We start from the raw sequence: 17,038 nt of genomic DNA, 5'->3' as shown, positions 1-17,038 counted from the left end.
TGACTTCATTGAGCCGTTGCAATAGGGGTTTCTTCTCGTCCAGCTTCTGCTCTCGCTTTTCTCGATCCCAGAACCCTAGCTGTCCCATTAGTTTTAATCATGGTTGCTACATTCTATTTTTCCATAAATCGGCCTGAATTTAATTTTTAGAGGTGCCCAACGGTCATTTGCAAGCTGCTCCCAACGCCCGAACAGGTAGCCGCTTTTGATACTACCTGCCAGGCGTTTGGTGACGCTTGCAACTACGCCAACAGGACTGTTAAGCCAAACCTGACCAGTAAGGCCACCATCCAGAAGCAAGCCTGCTACGACCTGAGAGAGGAGTTTAGCCTGACTGCCAACCTGGCCGTCCGAGCTTGCGCTCGCGTCTCCCAAGCCCGCAAAACTGCTAAAGCCTCGGGACAGGTAGTAGGGGATTTCCAACCCACAAGCATTGATTACGATTCCAAGACTTTTTCGTTTCGGGAGTCGGACTGGATAGTAATACCAATTTGAGCAGCGGATGCACGCTTGCCAAGCGGCATAATCCCCATATTGAGGAGGGTTCTGAGATCGAAATCTAGTGCACAAGCTACGAGGACTGGTATGGAGGCTTCCGGCCCAAGTGGGGGATTACCAGCGGGACAGGCTGGCCGGAAAGAAGCCGACTGCGGCTCATACCAGTCCTCGTAGCTTGTGCACTAGATTCTGATCTCCAAAATTCCCTCAATATGGGAGTCATGTTCTTTGGCAAGCGTGCATCCGCTGCTCAAATTGGTATCAGCTTTGCAAGCATCGGGACGGGAACTACTACGTCCACATCCAGATCGAGCTGGATGTGCCCGAGCCAAACGATACTCAAAAGACGATTGGGGTCGATTTGGGACGTAGAGACATTGCCGTAACGTCTGATACCAATTCTCGTGGCTTGTGCACTAGATTGCGATCTCCAAAAATCCTTCAATATGGGAGTTATGTCCTTTGGTTAGCGTGCATCCACTGCTCAAATTGGTATGAGGGAAAAAAGTGGAACGGACGCTCGATTCAAGCTAATACCAATTTTCGTGGCTTGTGCACTAGATTGCGACCTTCATAACTCCCTCAATATGGGAATCATGCTGTTTGGTTAGCGTGCATCTGCTGCTCAAATTGGTATAAGCGGGACCGATTCGCCCGAGTCAGAGCGTCGATCCAAAGGAAAGCCTCGCAAGGCACACGGTCCACTCGCCGACGAGCTAGGGAACTGCTGATACCAATTCTCGTGGCTTGTGCACTAGATTTCGATCTCAGAACCCTCCTCAATATGGGAGTCATGTTCTTTGGTAAGCGTGCATCCGCTGCTCAAATTGGTATGAAACGGCTATCGGGGAAGGAGCGGCGCTACCAGCAGTGGTTAAATCACAACATCAGCACCGAGATCGTCAGATCGGCCCAACAGGAACGCGCCTCGATTGCGATTGAGGACCTGGCCGGCATCCGGGAACGAACCAACCAGGCGCCCCGTAGTAAAACGGAACGGCGAAGGTCCAATCATTGGGCCTTTCACCAGCTTCGCCTGTTTTTGGCGTACAAGGCCGCCCTCAGCGGTGTCAAGTTGGTTGCCGTCCGGCCCCAGTACACCAGCCAGACGTGCCACCACTGCCTGCACGTTCATCCCGAGGGAGGCAAGTCTTATCGCTCGGGTAAGTCATTCAAGTGCGGGCACTGTGGTTGGCGGGGCGACGCTGACTTGAATGGCGCTCTAACGATCTCGCTTCTTGGGGCCGCTGTAAACCGGCCTAGAGGTCCGGGGGTGTGCTGCAACCTCAGGGCTGCTGAAAGCCGCTTATCTATTGCCTAGCAATGATGAGCGGTAGTTTACCTTATCACCGTTGGGTTGAGGCCGCAAGCACGCCAACCGCTAAGCCTGAGCCCAGCTTGCGTGCCAAGCGGCCTCGGCTTCTGCGACTGCACGTTCTTGCTGTTTTTGTCGGTACTGCTGCTGGAGGCGATCGTACTGCTGCCGCAGCTGGTGGAGTTGGTTGCGCTGGCTATTGAGGCCCGGATCGCCGAACTCGAGCTCGGCGCGGCGCAGGCGTACGAGCGTCACCCGCACAGCCTGCGAGTTGCGCTCGTTGCTACTGCCGATGGCGACGGTCAGCAAGTTGGCTTCGCGGCTGGCCTTAGCCTCGGCCTCCCCCCGCTGCAGGGCAGCTTCCAAGACTTGGCTCGGTAGTTGCTGGGGCAAAATGCCGGCGCTTTGGAGCAGCTGGTTGGCCTCAAGCGAGACAGCCTGCAAGCGCTCGCCAATGAGGTCCTCGATGGCTTCCAACCAATCCGGGGGCGCGCTAGCGCCATCCGTGCTGCCTTCACTGGCTGGCGGCTCGGTATCGGCGGGCGGATCCGGTTCGGATTCGGCGGCAAGGGCCCCATCGCCCGTGGCCGGCAGCGCGCCTTCCGCCTGCTCCTCGCTAGCCTCGGCGCTCGGCGCGAGCGCTCCTGACTGTAGCGCGTCCAAGCTCTCGGCCAGTTGCGCCCGAGCGCGATCGCCCAATTGCTTGAGCTGCTGCTGCAGGTACTGGCGTTGGGCCGGCGAGAGTGCCAGGAACGCCTCCGGAGCAGCCTGCGTGCAAACCTGGAAGGCAGCTTGGGCGAGCTGCTGCTCCAGCGATTGTGCCAGCGCTTGCAGGTACTGACGGTAAGTGGACTCCAAGCGATTCCGCAGCTGCTCCCGGCTTGCCTCTAGGGCTTGCAGCTCTCGTTCGATCTGGGATAGTGCTTTTGCCATGCCAGCGGATGCCAGCGCCTCACGCCCTATCCGCCATCGGCGTCCTGCGCTTGCTGGGAGCCATTCTCGCTGTCAGTGCCTTCGCTCTCGCCCAATACAAAGCGCGCAAACCGGCGAACGCGAATGTTTTCGCCCACTTGAGCGACCGTTTGCTTGATTGTCTCGCCTACGGTAGTGCTTTGGTCGCGGACGTAGGGCTGCTCGAGCAAGCATAGCTCTTGCAAGCGCTTGTCGAGGCGCCCCTGCACGATCTGCTCTTTGATATGGTCGGGCTTGCTTTGCATGTCTTCCCGACCCATCTCGATCTCGCGCTCTCGTTGAACGATGGTCTCTGGAATGTCCTCCTTGCGGATGTAGGCGACGTTGGGATAGGCCGCGATTTGCATGGCAATATCGCGCACGAGCGATTGGAACTCCTGACGCCGGGCGACAAAGTCCGTCTCGCAATTGACTTCGACCAGAACGCCGATTTTGGCGCCGGTGTGAATGTAGCTGTCGATAATGCCCTCAGCGGCTGCCCGGCCGGATTTTTTATCGGCGGTGGCGATGCCCTTTTGCCGCAGCCACTCGCTGGCTTTGCTCAGATCGCCATCGCTTTCCTGCAGCGCCTGCTTGCAATCCATCATGCCGGCGCCGGTTTTCTCGCGCAGTTCCTTGACCTGTTGTGAGGAAATTTCTGCCATCTTGCTCCCTTAACTCGGACTGCCTCAGCCGCTAAGCACTCGCGCCTCAGCCTCCCAATGTAGCACTGGGCCGGCCGGCGCGAGCGCCGCGATCGGGATTGGGGGGCGCTCAGGCTTCCGCGCCGCCGGCCGGGACGCTTTCCTGTGCTTGCGCCTGCTCGCTCTCCTCGGGGGGTGGGCTTGCCTCGGCCTCGCCCATGCCCTGAGCGAATGCGGCGTACTCCTCGCTGCTGACCGATTGGCCGTGGCGCCCCTCGTAGATGGCATCGGCCAGCCGCCCCAGGATCAAGCGGATGGAGCGAATGGCATCATCGTTGGCCGGAATGGGCAGATCGCTTAGCTCCGGATCGCAGTTGGTATCCAGCAGCGAAACGATGGGAATGCCCAACCGGCGGCATTCGTTAACGGCATTGTGCTCGCGCTTTTGATCGACCAGGATGACGGCATCGGGCAGGCGGCGCATTAGTTTGATGCCGCCTAGATACTTTTGCAACTTGAAAAGCTCGCGCCGCAGCACGGCTGCTTCTTTCTTCGGCCGCCGCTCCAGGTTGCCGCTTTCTTCCAAGCGCTCGAGTTCTTTGAGGCGCTCGACGCGGGTGCGAATGGTTTCCCAGTTGGTGAGCATGCCGCCCAACCAACGCTGGTTGACGTAGAAGGCACCGCAACGTTCGGCTTCTTGGGCAATAATGCCGGCTGCCTGCCGCTTGGTGCCCACAAACAGGAATTTGGTGTCATTGCTGGCGGCTTGGCGAACGTACTCGTACGCCTCTTCCATGTACTGGGCTGTCTGCACCAGATCGATGATGTGGATCCCGTTGCGGGAGGTGTAGATGTAGGGCGCCATCTTGGGGTGCCAGCGGCGCGTCTGGTGCCCAAAATGAACGCCCGATTCGAGTAATTCTTGTAGCGAAACGACTGGCATAACTGACTGCTCTTGATTCGGGTTTGACCTCCATCCAGGGGGATTTCGCTGCCGAAACACCCGAATGCCTGGATGTGCGTTTTGAGTAGCACTCTATACTAGCATTCGCGGCTCGCGCCCCTAGCAGCGAACGGCGCAGGTTCGGTTTTCCCTATTTAGCCGTGGCTCGCCACTGGGTAGCATCGCGGTAGCAGCAACAGCACGCTTGGGGGAGGTTGTCATTAATGTCGGTCGAGGGATGGCCAACGTTAGACAACCTCTTGGCAGCCGAAGCAGATGCCGAGGGCACCTGCGGCGAACGCAGCAGCTCGGAAGCCCAGCGGCAGTGGTGGGGCGCTACTGTCGCGCTAGAGCGCCTGCTGGCCGGCCAAGCGGAGCCGGCTGCAGCCGATACCTGGCAGGGAGTGGTTCTATCGGGGCCGGTGCCGGCCGTCGATCGACGATCGCTGCCGGCATCGGTTGTCACGCGGATGCTAACGCCAGCGTGTCGCGATGCGGCCGCGCGGAACCAGCGACAGTTGCCCGCCTGTCCCCCATCAGACCCCTGGCAGTGCGACGGTGGCGATCGGGAGCTGCCGCTGCCCCCCCAGGATCCGCTGGCCGGCGAGCGGTTCTGCCTGGTGCTAACGCGCCAGTTTGGCCTGGTCATGACCCTGGCGCAGACCCAGGTCGAAACGGCCGCTTTCCGCTTTTCCTTTGACCCTGAGCTGGTGCAGCAAGCTTGGGCAACGTTGCAATTGCGCTTGCGAGCCCTACCGGTCGAGCGGGGCCAGCAGTTGATAGCGCTGGGGGAGCGCTTTGAGCCCCCTTGCCCTCACTACCGCACGGTTGCGCAGTTCAGCCGCCAGCTGCTAGCCAACCTCCCCGAGCCCCCATCCCCAGAGGCGCGTTCCAAAGGGGGAACGCCCCGCCGCCAGCGCTCGCGGGTCATCCCGCTGCGAGCGAGCGATGGGACCTCGCCTGGCTTGCACCGCCGCCAAGCCGCAAATGAGGCGGCTGCGGGCGCGAGCGAAACCGAACTGTTGCAAGCGCTCACTCACGAGATTCGAACGCCGCTGACCACGATTCGCACGCTCGCCCGGCTGCTGCTCAAACGCCAGGACGTGGGCGATGGCGCGCGCGAGCGCGTGCGCGCCATCGATCGCGAATGCAGCGATCGCATCGACCACATGGAGCTAATCTTCCAAGCTGCCGAGTGCGAGCGCCCCGAGCGCGCGCGCTGGTCCCTCCAGCTCGCCCCAGTTGCGCTGGAGCAGCTTCTCCAAGACGGCATTCCGCGCTGGCAAGAGCGCGCCCAGCGCCGCAATATTGCCCTGGAGGTATCGCAGCCCGAGATGCTGCCGCAGGTCGTGACCGAGCCGGCACTGCTCGACCGGGCCCTGACAGGCTTGATGGATGCGGCCATGGGCCGCCTGCCTGATGGTGCCAGCGTTCGCCTCTGTATTGTCACTGCCGGAAGCCAGCTGAAGCTGCAGCTACTGACCCCAGCGCCAGTAGCCGAGACAGCACCTGCAGCCGCGAGCCGCTCGGGCAACCGGCAGCAATCCGTGGGCCAGGTGCTGACCTTCCACCCCGAAACGGGTGACCTCAGCCTTAGTCTAGAAGTTGCCAAAACCTTGTTCCAGGCCTTGGGCGGCAAGCTCACCGTCCGGCAGCACTCGGTACAAGGCGAAGTCCTGACCGCGTTCTTGCCGCTCAACGCCCGCTTGGATGCCTAGTACTACAGCCGCGGTTTGCACCTGGAACTACCGGTAAAGCGATGTTGCCTCTGCTGGCCCGTTGAGATTCCCCAACTCCAGTAGTCGTATATTGCCAAGATGGATGGCCGATTCCCGATCTGCGGCTGTAGTATTAGTGCGGGCGCTAGCCCCAGTCGGCATCCAGCAGCCCCGGTGGCGGATCCACAGTCAAATAGCCCCCGGCCGCATCCACGGTGGGTACGATCGCGCGCACAAAGGGCACCAGCACCGTGCGGGTGGGCTGGGCGCGCTGCACGGTGGCCGCCGGCTGCGCCAGGCGCACCTGCAGCAGCTCGTTCCCCACCACAAAAAAATCGGTCACGGTGCCCAGCATCTCGCCCGTGCGGTGGTGCCGGACGCGCAGCCCCACCAAATCGGCCACGTGGTGCTCCCCTTCGGCTAGCTCGGGGCGATGGCCCGCCGGCACCAGCAGCTTGCTCCCGCGCGCGGCCTCGGCCGCATCGCGATCGGCAATGCTGGCTAGCTTGACGGCGTAGAGCCCCTTGCCCGGCAGCGGGCGGCCCCACTCCAGCTCCACTGGGTGGGGCTCGTCGCCGCCGGGGAGCTGCAACCAGCGCGTTCCCGGCGTGCGGAAGCGCTCGGGAAAATCCGAGTGCGGATAAACCCGCAGCTCGCCCTTGAGCCCCTGGGGCGCCACTACCTTGCCGATTCGCAACCAGTCGCGCTCGCGCATGCTGGCTCGCGCTCGGCTCGGGCTACCGGGTACTGCGGGCCACCGACGGCCGATAGACGCGCTGCAGGGTCTCGGCCAGGCGCTGCGTCCCCCGCTCGATGTCGGCCTCGCTGGCGGTCAAGCTCACGCGCACGCACTGCTGCTTGTGCGACCAGGCCTGGCGCAACCCTGGGAAAAAGGAGCTGCCGGGCACGGCAATAACATCGGCGGCTTTGAGTTCCTGATAGAGGTCCCAGTCGCTAACGGGCAAATCGCGGAACCACAGCCAGCCAAAAATCGCTCCCTCGCCGCGGTGCAGGAACCAGGGGATGCTATCGGGCATGGTGGCATCCAGGGTTTGGGCCAGCAGCTCGAACTTGCGGCGGTAGTGCGGGCGCACTACTTGCTCGCAGACCTCGCCCAAGTGCCCCGAGGTGATCGCGCGCGCGGCAATGGCCTGGCCGTAGCGGGACGAGTGGATGCACAGGTTGGTCTGGAACGACTCCAGGATTTGGATGAGGTCGGGATGGCCGATGGCAATGCCCACGCGCTCGCCCGGCAAACCGGCCTTGGAGAGGCTCAGGCAGTGGATGATGTTGTCGCGCAACAGCGGCGGGGCCGGCTCGTAGTCCAGCCCCGGATAGGGCGAGGCATAGGCAGCATCGACCACCACCGGTACGTTGTAGGCCGCCGCCCGATCCGCCAGCTGCGCCAGCTCGTCCGCCGAGAGCACGTTCCCGCTGGGGTTGCAGGGCCGCGAGAGCATCAGGCAGCCGGTCTGCTCGTCCAGTGGCAGCCCGTCCAGATCCGGGCGGTACTTGAAGCGGTGGGCCGCTTCATCCACCTCCAGCCCCGGCGCCTGCGCCTGCAGCACCTCCTTATATAGGCTGACCCCTTCGTAGCCGGTGTATTCGGGGCTCAGCGGCAGCAGCACGGGTTTGAGCCGGCCGTCGGCGTCGTAGCCGCCAAAGGCGTTGGCCGCATAAAAATAGAGTGCCTGCGACCCTGGCGCGATCAGCACGTTGCGATCACTGAGGTTGCAGCCGTAGCGGCGGTTGAAATCCTCGACGATGGCCTCGATCAGTGGCTCGTAGCCCTGGGAGGCGCCGTAGCGGCAAACCGCCTCACCATAGGCCGAGCTGGCCGTGAGCTCGGCGGTGCAGTCGCGCCAGAGCTGCTCCAGCTCGGGCAGAATGACCGGATTGCCAGCGCTCAGGTCGATCCAATCGCGCCCGCCCCCCGAGCGCAGGGTCTCGATGATGTCTTTCATGATGGCCCGCACCCCGGTGAGCTGGGCCATCTCACGCCCGAATTGCGAAAGCGAGGGATCCATGCCGCCTGCCTGCCGCTGCTCCCGCGAGTAGCCTAGCAGCGATCGCGGCGCGGGGGCTGCTAGGTTAAAGGCGCCGCCCCCCTGGCAAGCCCATGGCCGTCTGGGAAGCCGATTTTTACCGCCGTCCGCTGCAGGCGGATAGCGGGGAGCCGCTGTGGGAACTGCTGGTGTGCCGCGCTGGCGACGGCGTTATTTATGAAGCCCAGTGCCCGCAGGCCCAAGCCAGCGCCGCCTGGCTGCGATCGCAGCTGCAAGCAGCCGCCCAGCACGAGCCCCCCGAGCGGGTGCGGGTGTTTCGCCCCCAGGCCGTGAGCCTGTTCCAGACCGTGGCGCCCCAGGTAGGGGCCACAGTAGAGCCCACGCGCCGCACGCGGGCGCTCAAGCAGGAGCTGCAACGGCGCGCCGCGCGCTATCCCCGCGCCGCCAACTACACCGGCGAGCCGCGCGATCTCACCCAGCTGGATCGCCCGCCGCCGCAGCCGCTCCCGGAAGCCATCTGGGGCGAGCAGTGGCGCTTTGCCAGCCTACCGGCCGGCGATCTGGCCAACTTTCGCGAGCGCCCCATCCCCATCTGCCAGATGCCCGAGGCGCTGCTGCCGCTTGAGCTGGGCATCGCCTCGACTGCGCCAGTGCCCGGCGCGATCGTCTACGGCGGGCGCCAAGCCATGCAGCTGGCGCAGTGGCTGGCCGAGGCCCAACCGGTTACCCTCAACCACATCCCCACCGAGGCGGGCCGCTCGGGCGGCTTAGTCCTGGAGGCTGGCTTGGCTGATCGCTGGGTCTTTGCCACCTTTGACGATGCCGACGTTGCCCAGGCAGCCCAAACCTACGAGCAGCGCAAGCAAGCGGCGCAGGGCCTGCACTTTCTGCTGGTGCAGCCGGATGACTCGGGCAAAACCGACAGCGGCTTCTGGCTGCTGCGCGATGAGTAACCGTACCCCTAGAATTAGGGGGGAAGCCTGTTGCAAGCGATCCCGCCATGAGCCAGCTGCGCGCGCTCCTGTTCGATGTCGATGGCACCCTGGCCGACACCGAGCGCGACGGCCATCGCGTGGCCTTCAACCGCGCCTTTGCCGATGCCGGCCTAGACTGGGATTGGTCGGTGGAGCGCTACGGCGAGCTGCTGGCCGTGCCCGGTGGCAAGGAGCGCATCCAACACTACGTCACCCACCAGCACCCCAACTGGGAGCCGCCCAAGCCGCTGGCAGAATTCGCCGCCGAGCTGCACCGCGCCAAGACCCAGCACTACCAGCAGCTGCTGCGCCAGGGCCAGATCCCGCTTCGCCCCGGCGTCGAGCGGTTGTTGCAGCAGGCCCATCAGGCCGGACTCCGCCTGGCGATCGCCACCACCAGTGCCCGGCCCAACGTCATGGCGTTGCTCGAGAGCACCCTCCAAACTGCCCACCCGGATTGGTTCGAGCAACTCGCAACCGGCGAGGTAGTGGCCCAGAAAAAACCCGACCCCGAGGTCTATCACTACTTGCTGCGCGAGATGGGGCTCTCGCCGCACGAGTGCTTGGCCTTTGAAGATTCGCGCTCGGGGCTGCGCGCCGCCGTTGCGGCGGGCAGCCCCACGGTGGTGACGGTCAATGCCTACACTCAGGCGCAGGATTTTAGCGAGGCGGCCCTAGTGCTCGATTGCCTGGGTGACCCCGGCCGGCCGTTTCGCCCGCTGGCGGGCGATGCCGGTGATCGCCCGTATTTTGACCTGGATTTGGCCCGCTCGCTGTGCGGCTAGCGTTAAGCATTCTTGCGCGCTGGCCCCAACCGCTAATCTGTGGGCTCTGATGAAGGTAGAGGGTCCCATCAGGTGCGGTTGGAGAGTCGGCCATGAAGCGACCGTCACAGCTGGTGCAGCTTATTTGGGATTACTACCGCGAAGACCCCGCCGAGCTGGCGCGGGTGCAACCGCTGGCTTACTGCACGGTGCGCCGCCGCTGGGGCGTCCTGCAGATTCGCTGCCCGGATCGCCAAACCGCCGAGGCTGTCTCGGCGGCCAGCGTCGCCATCGAGCGGCCGGTCAGGCGCCTGCGGCTGGCTCAGCGGGTCAGGGTCTTGGCGCGCAACGTGCCCGTCGCTGCCTTCTCAGTGCCCGCAAGAACCTGAACGGGCCCGCTATTGCAGGTAGGGCAGCCACGCCTGCCGCGCCTGGGGCGAGCCGTACCACGGCCCCGGCGATCGCGGCGAGTGCCAAATGCCCTCGAGGGTCAGGTTGGTAGCGCCGCTCAGGTGTGCCGAGGCCACGGGTGTGATGCCATCACCCCAGCAGTTGCCGTCGCCGCCGGTGAGCTTGTAGCTGTTGTAGGCCAGCCAGTGGCGGGGCCGCCGGCCGTAGACGGCGCGCCCGGCCGCGCAGACGTAGCGCACGTTGGGGTAGAACGCCCCCGGATAGTGCCGCTCGACAAAATCCAGGTTGCGCCGGGTCCAGCGCTCGCGGCTGGCGTGGGGCGTTCCCAGCGTCACCAGCGTGGCCACCTGCGGATGCGCGCCCCAAACGGCCGCATTGCCGCTAACATCGCCGTGAATGTCGTAGGGGGCATGGCCTAAATAGATGCGCGCGATCCAGCCGCCGGCCGAATGACCGATGAGGTTGACCTGCGAGGCCTGGTGCCGCTGCAACACCTGCTGCACGGTCCGATGGAGCTGCCGCAGGATGGGCACCATCGAGCGGCCGCCCAGCGTGGGCAGCCAGCTCCGGCGCGCCAGCGGCACGGTGGCCGCCGGGTAGCCTTGTTGCGCTAGCACGGCCTCGAGCGGCCGGTAGGGCCGGGCCCCGGCCAAGTACCCCGGTAAAATGACGGTCGGATGTGGCATCGGGCATGCGATCGCTGCTGCTTAGCGTACCGTGCGAGCGGGCACTCTCTACGGCATTAGCGTGGGGCCCGGCGATCCGGAGCTGATCTCGCTCAAGGGATTGCGCCGCCTGCAACAGGCCGACGTCGTCGCCTTTCCGGCCCGGGTGGGGGGCAAGCCGGGCATGGCGCAGCAGATTGTGGCCCCCTGGCTGGCGCCCGAGCAACAGCAGCTGCCGCTTCACTTTCCCTACGTGCGCGCCAGCGACGTTCTCAATCGTGCCTGGCGGGCCGCCGCCGAGCGCGTCTGGCAGCCCCTGCAGCGCGGGCAGAGCGTGGCCTTTGCCTGCGAAGGCGATGTGGGCTTCTACAGCACCTTTGCCTACCTGGCTGCCACCTTGCAGCAGCACTACCCCCAGGCGAGCGTGGAGGCCGTGCCCGGCGTGTGCTCGCCGCTGGCAGCGGCCGCGGCGACTGGGGAACCGTTGGTGGAAGGCGATCGCTGCTTGGCCGTGCTCCCGGCACTGTACGCCCCAGATCGCCTGGAGGCTGCCCTAGCGTGGGCGGATACGCTCGTGCTGCTCAAAGCTGGCTCGGTTTATCCCCAGCTCTGGGACGCGTTGCAAGCCAAGCAGCTACTGGCGCGCAGCTGCGCCATCGAGCGCGTTGGCTGGCCCCAGCAGCGCCTCTACTGCGACCTGCGCGAGCGCCGCCAGCTGCAGTTGAGCTACTTCTCGCTGCTGATCGTCTGGGCGCGGCCTTAAGCCTGCCAGGTTGTTAGATTGAGAGAACGAGCCTTATCGGCATGTTAGGCTCAATGGTCTGCCTACCGTTGCTAGCTAAAGAGGGAGCTTATGACACAAGTGGTTGTCGGTCAGAACGAAAACATCGAATCGGCGCTGCGCCGCTTCAAGCGGCAAGTCTCCAAAGCCGGCGTTTTTGCCGACATCAAGCGCCGCCGCTTTCACGAAACCCCCGCTGACAAGCGCAAGCGCAAAGCTGCGGCGCGGCGCAAAAAGCGGCGCTAAGCCCCACACTCGCTAATTTTTCTAGCTCAGCAGGATGGGCTGGCGCGTTAGCTTCGCTCGTTTCAGGGGGACGCGCCAGGCCGAGTTCCGCTGGGCGCTGGCTGCAGTAGCGCTGCTTGCGCTGGGCTTGCGCTTCTGGCACCTCGCGCAGCCCGAGTGCCTCGTTTTTGATGAAGTTTACTACGCCCAGTTTGCCCATAACTATTTAACGGGCACGCCGTTTTTCAACGTCCATCCGCCGCTGAGCCAGTACCTCATAGCTGGGGGGCTGTGGCTGAGCGAGCGCTTGCCCATCGCTCAGGAGTTAACGGTCGCCATTGACGGCGTGGCGCGCCCCACCTTCGGCCTGCGCTTTGCCAATGCGCTGGCTGGTTCGCTGGTACCGCTTGCGGCCAGCGGCGTGGCGTACCAGCTGACGCAGCGCCGCGGCTGCGCGCTGCTCGCCGGGCTGTTTCTGGCAACCGATGGGTTGTTTTTGGTGGAGTCGCGCTATGCCCTCAGCAATACCTACATCGTTCTGTTTGGCCTGTTGGCGCAGTGGCTGGGGCTGCGCGCCCTGCGCCACGGTGGATGCCGCTGGGAGCTGGCGCTAGCCGGCCTGTGCCTGGGCGCCGCGATCGCCACCAAGTGGAACGGCCTGGGGTTTGTCCTGGGCTTGGTGGCGTTCTGGGGGCTGGCACGGTACCTGCGCTGGCAGCAGCCGGGCCAGCTTCCCGAGCTGCTGCAGCAGTGGGCGCGGCTGCGCCCTGCCGCGATCGCGGGGTATCTGGGGCTCGTGCCGCTGCTGACTTATAGCCTGCTGTGGACCCCGCACTTAGCCATGAACCCCCAACTGGGGTTTGGGGACGTGCACGCGCGGATTTGGAATTACCACCAGCAGGTCGAGCGCGGGTCGCAAGTGCACCCCTACTGCTCGCGCTGGTATAGCTGGCCGCTCATGGTGCGCCCGGTGGCCTATGCCTACCAAAAGCAGGAAGCAAGCGTGCGCGCGGTTCATGCCATGGGCAACCCAGTCCTGTGGTGGGCCTCGACAGTGACAGTGGCGGGACTGCTGCCAGTCGCGCTCGGCCGATGGGGCGCCCGCGCGCCCGCCTCCAGCGCGATCACGCTGTTCCTACTAGCCGGCTACGCTGCCAACTGGCTGCCCTGGGCGGCGGTGGGGCGCTGCACCTTTATCTACCACTACTTGGAAGCCTACGCCTTGGCCCTTATCGCCTTGGCGTGGGGCCTGGAGCGCGGCTGGTGGAGCCGGCAGCAGGTGCCGCGCAGCGCAAGCCTGGCCGTGCTGGGGCTGGCCTTGGCCGCGTTTGCCTTTTGGTTGCCGGTGCACTACGGCTTGCCGCTCTCCATGCCGGGCTATCAGGAGCGCATGTGGTTCTCCAGCTGGATTTAGGGGCAGGTTCAATCGGGCTCGGGTTCGTTGAACCGGCCGCTAGAGCTGCTGCCGTTGCGCGAGCTCCCATTGGAGCGATTGTTGAACTGGTTGGTGCCCCCATTGAACTGGCGCCGATCGCGCTCCGCCGAGCGGTTGGTCTGGCAAGCGGGCGCTGGCTGGCGCTCGTCAAAGTAGGGGTTGTTGCGCGCGGCCGTCGCCGGAACGCGGGCGGCCTGGCGCAACGGAAAAATGAGCTGGATGCCCTCGCGCACCTTCATCACCTTTTGCTCCTCGGGGTCGGGTGGGTCGGGCTCGTTCAGGCCCTGGAAAACCCCAGTCGCGACCGCCAGGCCCAGCCCCAAAAAGTCGTCGGTATTGTTCTGCTTGCCCGGGAAAACCAAGGGACTAGCACGATTGAGCAACCAGTCATCAATGTTATTGGCCACGCGAAAGCCCACGCCGCGCTGGCCGCGACCGGTGCGCACCGTCCGAGCGCGGAAACGGTTGCGATTGTCGGTCAGGGCCGGGACTGAAACCGCCTCCGTTTTGAGCGGAATGTAGCGCCCGCCCACCACAAGCGCTTTGGGCTTGACCTGGGTTTCTTCCTCTTGGGGCTCGACGCGCGCTCGCACCAGCGAGTTGACTGGCGCCACCACGTTCCCTTGGCGGTCCGTGATGGGCCGCGCGAGCGCCAGGGTAATGGGAAAGCTGGCGCCCTGCTCGTAGTTAAATTTGACGTTGGAGCAGAACTGGACGGTAATGGCTGCCCCCTGCGGAATGCGAGAGCCCCCTTGCGAGAGGGCCCGGCGGCGATCGCTACGCTGCGCGCCAGGCTGGCTCTGAGCCGCGGCATTGCGATTGCAGCTTTGGCGGCGCTCGAAGGCCTCTTCATCCCACCGCCCGGCGCGGGCAGGCATCCCCCAGACCAATGGGGCACTCATACCAATTCTCGTGGCTTGTGCACGAGATTTCGACCTCCAAAACTCCCTCAATATGGGAATCATATTCTTTGAAAACGTGCATCTACTGCTCAAATTGGTATCAGCGGCAGGGCAAGTGCTAGCGCTAGCAGAGCTTTGGGCGGCATGGCCGTTGCCTCCTTCAATGCGGCAGCGCGAAGGCACTGTCAGCTCCCCCACACCAACCCAGCAGTCCGGTGCCGAGCGCCGGCACCGAACGGCCAATCGGCGGCTGCCGCGCCCCACAGGCGCGGCAGTTGAGTCGCCGCTAGGAAGCGTGGCGCCGGTTCTGTTTGTCCCAAGGCCCCCAAATGGCCAGCGTCGTGCCCGGATTGGACAGTGGGGCATTGATAAACAGCGTTCGCCCATCGGGCGAGAAGTTGGCGCCCGCAATCTCGGCGTTGTTGCGCGCGTTGCGGCCGAAGACGTAGAACTCGCCTTCGGGCGTTACGCCCACCAGGCGATCGACGCCATCGCCGTCTTCACAGATCAGCAGATCGCCCCATGGGGTAACGGTGATGTTATCGGGGCTCTGCAGCACGTTGGGGTCGCGGGGCTCGGCCAGCAGCTCGAGCGTCTGATTGCGGAGGTCGAGGCGCCAGACTTGGCCCAGTTCGTTGGGGCCGGCGTCGGTGGCCGTAAATACGACGCCGCCTTCGCCGTCGTACCAGCAACCTTCCGTGCGGTTGAACAGCGCCGCAACCTCGCGCACCTTGCGACCGCCCGAGAGCTGCTGGTGCTGGATTTTGCGCTGTTGGTTGGAGCCGCTGTCTTGGAGATTGTCTTGCGGATCCGGCTCGGGGACCTGGATCCACTCCACCGGCATTTTCTTGTTGACCGGGATGGTGTTTTGGTTGTTGTTGCTGGTATCCACGCCGGGCATGCCCTTGACAACCAGCGCCTCCAACATGCCCCCCTGGCGCAGGTCGCCCTTGCGATTGGGGCGGAAGCGGTAGAACAGGCCTAGCTCGAAAAAGTCGTCGTTGGTCTCGTAGAGATAGCCCGTTTCGGGGTCTTCTGCCACCGCTTCGTGCAGGAAGCGACCCATGGCGGTTAGGGGCACGGCATCGCTGGGCGAATCGGCCGGGACTTCAAAGACGTAACCGTGCCGCTTTTGCAACGGGTTGTCTGAAGCGGGCAGCGCGATCGTTTCCTCACCGCTCAGCCAGGAGCCAAGCGAGGAGCGCGAGTTGACGCTGACGGGCCCGCCGGCGCAGTTTCTTTCAGTACCGGCGAGCGAGCGCCGGTGCTCGATCAAGCGGCGATCGGGGCCCACGGACAGCGTGCTCGTTCCGCTGATAGCGCCCGGATCGTAGGCCGGAATGCTGGGGTTGGTGCCAAAGGACTCGTTTTGCTCGTCAGGGGAATCGAGTTCGTGATTGCGAACCAAGATGCTGCGGCCGCGGCCGCCATCGAACGAGGCCATGCCGTCGTGGTCGTCTGGGACAGTAGTGCCATCGTTCATGGTCTCGCCCCGCTGGGAAAACGCCCGGTACTGGAACCCGTGCGGCAAATCGAACAGGCCGTTGGGATCCGGCTGGAGGGGGCCAAAGCCCGCGGACTGTTGCGCTTGGCCGGTCAGAGTTTTGGCATGCAGGTTCCGCAGGGCGGAGGCGCTCAGCACCGTGCCCGCCGCGGTCGCACTGGTTAGGGCAAAAAACTTGCGACGCGATAGAGCCATCCCTATCTTCTCCTCTCATCAAAAGGTGGCTTGACGGAAGAAGACCCTACCAAGAATGCAGCTTCTACCGATTTAACGATAGGCAAAAAAATATTTAAGAATTGGTTAAATATAGCGGACAGTAATGGATCGGCTCGATTGCCTCGTATTGGCGGCTTGAATTGAGTGCAATACCAATTCTCGTGGGTTATGCACTAGACGCTGCTCAAATTGGTACAACGGGGCGCGATTAAGCCAGCGCGCGAACCAGCAGGCAAGCGCTTCGTAAACGCCATCAATTACTTGGATTTAACGACATTTTTACCAATATTTAACGCTCGTTGGATGGCAAACTGATAGTTTCCTAGTGGATGCTCCCGCGAAGGGCTGCTGGCTTGGCGGGCAACTCGTCGCGACAGGCTTCAACGCGGACGCCTAACTAGATGGGGAGGTACGGAATCATGTGGAACGTTCCCGGCCCAAAACTCGTTGCAATCGCCGCCATCTCGGCCGTGCTGTTTGCCCTGGGACTGATCGTTACCGAGCGCTTTGGCGAAATCCCGGTTGACATTGACTGGAAGCCCTTCTTTTTGGTCTATCTGCTAATTGCGCTGCTGCCCTTTGGCTCACCCACCCTAGCCCTCGGGCTTGGTGCCGCGCTAGGCGAGGGCTTTCTGGATATCTTGGAAGGCTACGAGCTCGACGATCCATTTGGGTTTGTCGGCTATGTCGTGGGCTTTTTTGTCGCCGGTATGTTCTTTGCCAACCAGCCCGGCAAATGGTTCAAAATCACCGTCGGCACCATCATTGGGGCACTGGTCCAAGCAGCCTTTGAGGGGGCGGCATTGCTGCTCCTTGACGGTGAAGCCTTCAACGTTGCCCTGCGCAGCGCGGGCGGCAACACTGTGACGCACGGTATTATCCTCGGCGCTATCCCGACCCTGATTCTGGTCCCATTGTTCCGCGGCCGGATCGAGCGGTTGCTCGGGTTCGCGCCAGCGGAGTAGGGCGTGTTCGTAAAGTAGGTAGAGCGGTCTAAAGTGGGCCGCATGAGCGAATCTGACCTATCCGATTGGGAGTGGAACCGCTTGCAGCCACTGATGCCCAAGCCGAGCACCGGACGACCGG

At 63.5% G+C, this 17,038-nt stretch carries 17 protein-coding genes and 2 pseudogenes; 11 read left to right on the top strand and 8 right to left on the bottom strand.

Annotated features, from left to right (window positions below):
- The first annotated feature begins 760 nt into the window (after positions 1-760).
- The 3 genes and pseudogenes from BRC58_09470 (at position 761) to BRC58_09460 (ending at position 1,819) form a co-directional block, all read left to right on the top strand.
- A pseudogene (locus tag BRC58_09470) lies at positions 761-892 on the top strand (transposase).
- 246 nt (positions 893-1,138) lie between these two features.
- A pseudogene (locus BRC58_09465) lies at positions 1,139-1,228 on the top strand (transposase).
- 54 nt (positions 1,229-1,282) lie between these two features.
- Positions 1,283-1,819: a hypothetical protein gene (locus BRC58_09460; GenBank protein ID PSP16365.1), complete on the top strand. Its 537-nt coding sequence runs from the start codon at positions 1,283-1,285 to the stop codon at positions 1,817-1,819.
- 60 nt (positions 1,820-1,879) lie between these two features.
- On the opposite strand, the gene BRC58_09455 is transcribed toward BRC58_09460, so the two are convergent.
- The 3 genes from BRC58_09455 to rpsB all read right to left on the bottom strand — a co-directional run bounded on the left by BRC58_09455 (position 1,880) and on the right by rpsB (position 4,351).
- The gene (locus BRC58_09455) at positions 1,880-2,746 is read right to left on the bottom strand and encodes a hypothetical protein (protein PSP16364.1); all 867 of its coding nucleotides are present in this window, start codon (positions 2,744-2,746) and stop codon (positions 1,880-1,882) included.
- A gap of 26 nt (positions 2,747-2,772) precedes the next feature.
- Complete coding sequence (gene tsf, locus BRC58_09450; protein PSP16363.1) at positions 2,773-3,429, bottom strand: translation elongation factor Ts; 657 nt, start codon at positions 3,427-3,429, stop codon at positions 2,773-2,775.
- 109 nt (positions 3,430-3,538) lie between these two features.
- The gene (gene rpsB, locus BRC58_09445; protein PSP16362.1) at positions 3,539-4,351 is read right to left on the bottom strand and encodes a 30S ribosomal protein S2; all 813 of its coding nucleotides are present in this window, start codon (positions 4,349-4,351) and stop codon (positions 3,539-3,541) included.
- Between the two features lie 224 nt (positions 4,352-4,575).
- On the opposite strand from rpsB, the gene BRC58_09440 reads away from it, so the two are divergent.
- Positions 4,576-6,069 (top strand): sensor histidine kinase, encoded by a 1,494-nt coding sequence (locus tag BRC58_09440; GenBank protein PSP16361.1) that lies wholly within the window; start codon positions 4,576-4,578, stop codon positions 6,067-6,069.
- A gap of 145 nt (positions 6,070-6,214) precedes the next feature.
- Here the strand turns inward: BRC58_09440 and BRC58_09435 are convergent, their stop codons facing one another.
- Together BRC58_09435 and BRC58_09430 are read right to left on the bottom strand one after the other, a co-directional pair.
- Positions 6,215-6,784, bottom strand: a complete 570-nt coding sequence (locus BRC58_09435; protein PSP16360.1) for a ribosome maturation factor RimM — start codon at positions 6,782-6,784, stop codon at positions 6,215-6,217.
- Between the two features lie 22 nt (positions 6,785-6,806).
- A complete protein-coding gene (locus BRC58_09430) occupies positions 6,807-8,096 on the bottom strand; it encodes a valine--pyruvate transaminase (protein ID PSP16359.1) in 1,290 nt (429 codons plus the stop codon).
- A 92-nt stretch (positions 8,097-8,188) separates the two neighbouring features.
- Here BRC58_09430 and BRC58_09425 point away from each other — a divergent pair, with 92 nt between their 5' ends.
- The 3 genes from BRC58_09425 (at position 8,189) to BRC58_09415 (ending at position 10,202) form a co-directional block, all read left to right on the top strand.
- Entirely contained in the window at positions 8,189-9,028 is an 840-nt protein-coding gene (locus BRC58_09425; protein PSP16358.1) for a hypothetical protein, read from the top strand.
- Between the two features lie 47 nt (positions 9,029-9,075).
- Complete coding sequence (locus BRC58_09420) at positions 9,076-9,834, top strand: phosphatase (GenBank protein ID PSP16357.1); 759 nt, start codon at positions 9,076-9,078, stop codon at positions 9,832-9,834.
- 113 nt (positions 9,835-9,947) lie between these two features.
- The gene (locus BRC58_09415; protein PSP16356.1) at positions 9,948-10,202 is read left to right on the top strand and encodes a hypothetical protein; all 255 of its coding nucleotides are present in this window, start codon (positions 9,948-9,950) and stop codon (positions 10,200-10,202) included.
- 9 nt (positions 10,203-10,211) lie between these two features.
- Here BRC58_09415 and BRC58_09410 read toward each other — a convergent pair whose 3' ends face one another.
- Positions 10,212-10,910: a lipase gene (locus tag BRC58_09410; GenBank protein PSP16355.1), complete on the bottom strand. Its 699-nt coding sequence runs from the start codon at positions 10,908-10,910 to the stop codon at positions 10,212-10,214.
- Positions 10,911-10,941: 31 nt separating this feature from the next.
- Here BRC58_09410 and cobI point away from each other — a divergent pair, with 31 nt between their 5' ends.
- From cobI to BRC58_09395, 3 genes are all read left to right on the top strand, one after another.
- Complete coding sequence (gene cobI / locus BRC58_09405; GenBank protein PSP16354.1) at positions 10,942-11,652, top strand: precorrin-2 C(20)-methyltransferase; 711 nt, start codon at positions 10,942-10,944, stop codon at positions 11,650-11,652.
- Positions 11,653-11,742: 90 nt separating this feature from the next.
- Complete coding sequence (locus tag BRC58_09400) at positions 11,743-11,916, top strand: 30S ribosomal protein S21 (GenBank protein PSP16353.1); 174 nt, start codon at positions 11,743-11,745, stop codon at positions 11,914-11,916.
- A 34-nt stretch (positions 11,917-11,950) separates the two neighbouring features.
- The gene (locus tag BRC58_09395) at positions 11,951-13,309 is read left to right on the top strand and encodes a dolichyl-phosphate-mannose--protein O-mannosyl transferase (GenBank protein PSP16352.1); all 1,359 of its coding nucleotides are present in this window, start codon (positions 11,951-11,953) and stop codon (positions 13,307-13,309) included.
- A gap of 8 nt (positions 13,310-13,317) precedes the next feature.
- On the opposite strand, the gene BRC58_09390 is transcribed toward BRC58_09395, so the two are convergent.
- Positions 13,318-14,232 carry a hypothetical protein gene (locus BRC58_09390; protein PSP16351.1) on the bottom strand — a complete coding sequence of 305 codons (915 nt, stop codon included), beginning with the start codon at positions 14,230-14,232 and terminating at the stop codon, positions 13,318-13,320.
- A gap of 286 nt (positions 14,233-14,518) precedes the next feature.
- Positions 14,519-15,931: a phosphatase gene (locus tag BRC58_09385; GenBank protein ID PSP16350.1), complete on the bottom strand. Its 1,413-nt coding sequence runs from the start codon at positions 15,929-15,931 to the stop codon at positions 14,519-14,521.
- 440 nt (positions 15,932-16,371) lie between these two features.
- On the opposite strand from BRC58_09385, the gene BRC58_09380 reads away from it, so the two are divergent.
- Positions 16,372-16,917, top strand: a complete 546-nt coding sequence (locus tag BRC58_09380; GenBank protein PSP16349.1) for a hypothetical protein — start codon at positions 16,372-16,374, stop codon at positions 16,915-16,917.
- Positions 16,918-17,038: the final 121 nt, after the last annotated feature.

This window comes from Cyanobacteria bacterium QS_8_64_29 (assembly GCA_003022125.1).
GTDB lineage: Bacteria > Cyanobacteriota > Cyanobacteriia > Cyanobacteriales > Rubidibacteraceae > QS-8-64-29.
This window is presented reverse-complemented; position numbering and strand designations above follow the sequence as displayed.

Bases quoted from the DNA above. Each gene is read 5' to 3' on its own strand.
- BRC58_09460 (PSP16365.1), top strand. From the start codon at position 1,283: ATGGGAGTCATGTTCTTTGGTAAGCGTGCATCCGCTGCTCAAATTGGT.
- BRC58_09440 (PSP16361.1), top strand. From the start codon at position 4,576: ATGTCGGTCGAGGGATGGCCAACGTTAGACAACCTCTTGGCAGCCGAA.
- BRC58_09420 (PSP16357.1), top strand. From the start codon at position 9,076: ATGAGCCAGCTGCGCGCGCTCCTGTTCGATGTCGATGGCACCCTGGCC.
- BRC58_09385 (PSP16350.1), bottom strand. From the start codon at position 15,931: ATGGCTCTATCGCGTCGCAAGTTTTTTGCCCTAACCAGTGCGACCGCG.
- BRC58_09395 (PSP16352.1), top strand. From the start codon at position 11,951: ATGGGCTGGCGCGTTAGCTTCGCTCGTTTCAGGGGGACGCGCCAGGCC.
- BRC58_09400 (PSP16353.1), top strand. From the start codon at position 11,743: ATGACACAAGTGGTTGTCGGTCAGAACGAAAACATCGAATCGGCGCTG.
- BRC58_09390 (PSP16351.1), bottom strand. From the start codon at position 14,232: ATGAGTGCCCCATTGGTCTGGGGGATGCCTGCCCGCGCCGGGCGGTGG.
- BRC58_09410 (PSP16355.1), bottom strand. From the start codon at position 10,910: ATGCCACATCCGACCGTCATTTTACCGGGGTACTTGGCCGGGGCCCGG.
- BRC58_09430 (PSP16359.1), bottom strand. From the start codon at position 8,096: ATGGATCCCTCGCTTTCGCAATTCGGGCGTGAGATGGCCCAGCTCACC.
- tsf (PSP16363.1), bottom strand. From the start codon at position 3,429: ATGGCAGAAATTTCCTCACAACAGGTCAAGGAACTGCGCGAGAAAACC.
- BRC58_09380 (PSP16349.1), top strand. From the start codon at position 16,372: ATGTGGAACGTTCCCGGCCCAAAACTCGTTGCAATCGCCGCCATCTCG.
- BRC58_09455 (PSP16364.1), bottom strand. From the start codon at position 2,746: ATGGCAAAAGCACTATCCCAGATCGAACGAGAGCTGCAAGCCCTAGAG.
- BRC58_09425 (PSP16358.1), top strand. From the start codon at position 8,189: ATGGCCGTCTGGGAAGCCGATTTTTACCGCCGTCCGCTGCAGGCGGAT.
- rpsB (PSP16362.1), bottom strand. From the start codon at position 4,351: ATGCCAGTCGTTTCGCTACAAGAATTACTCGAATCGGGCGTTCATTTT.
- BRC58_09435 (PSP16360.1), bottom strand. From the start codon at position 6,784: ATGCGCGAGCGCGACTGGTTGCGAATCGGCAAGGTAGTGGCGCCCCAG.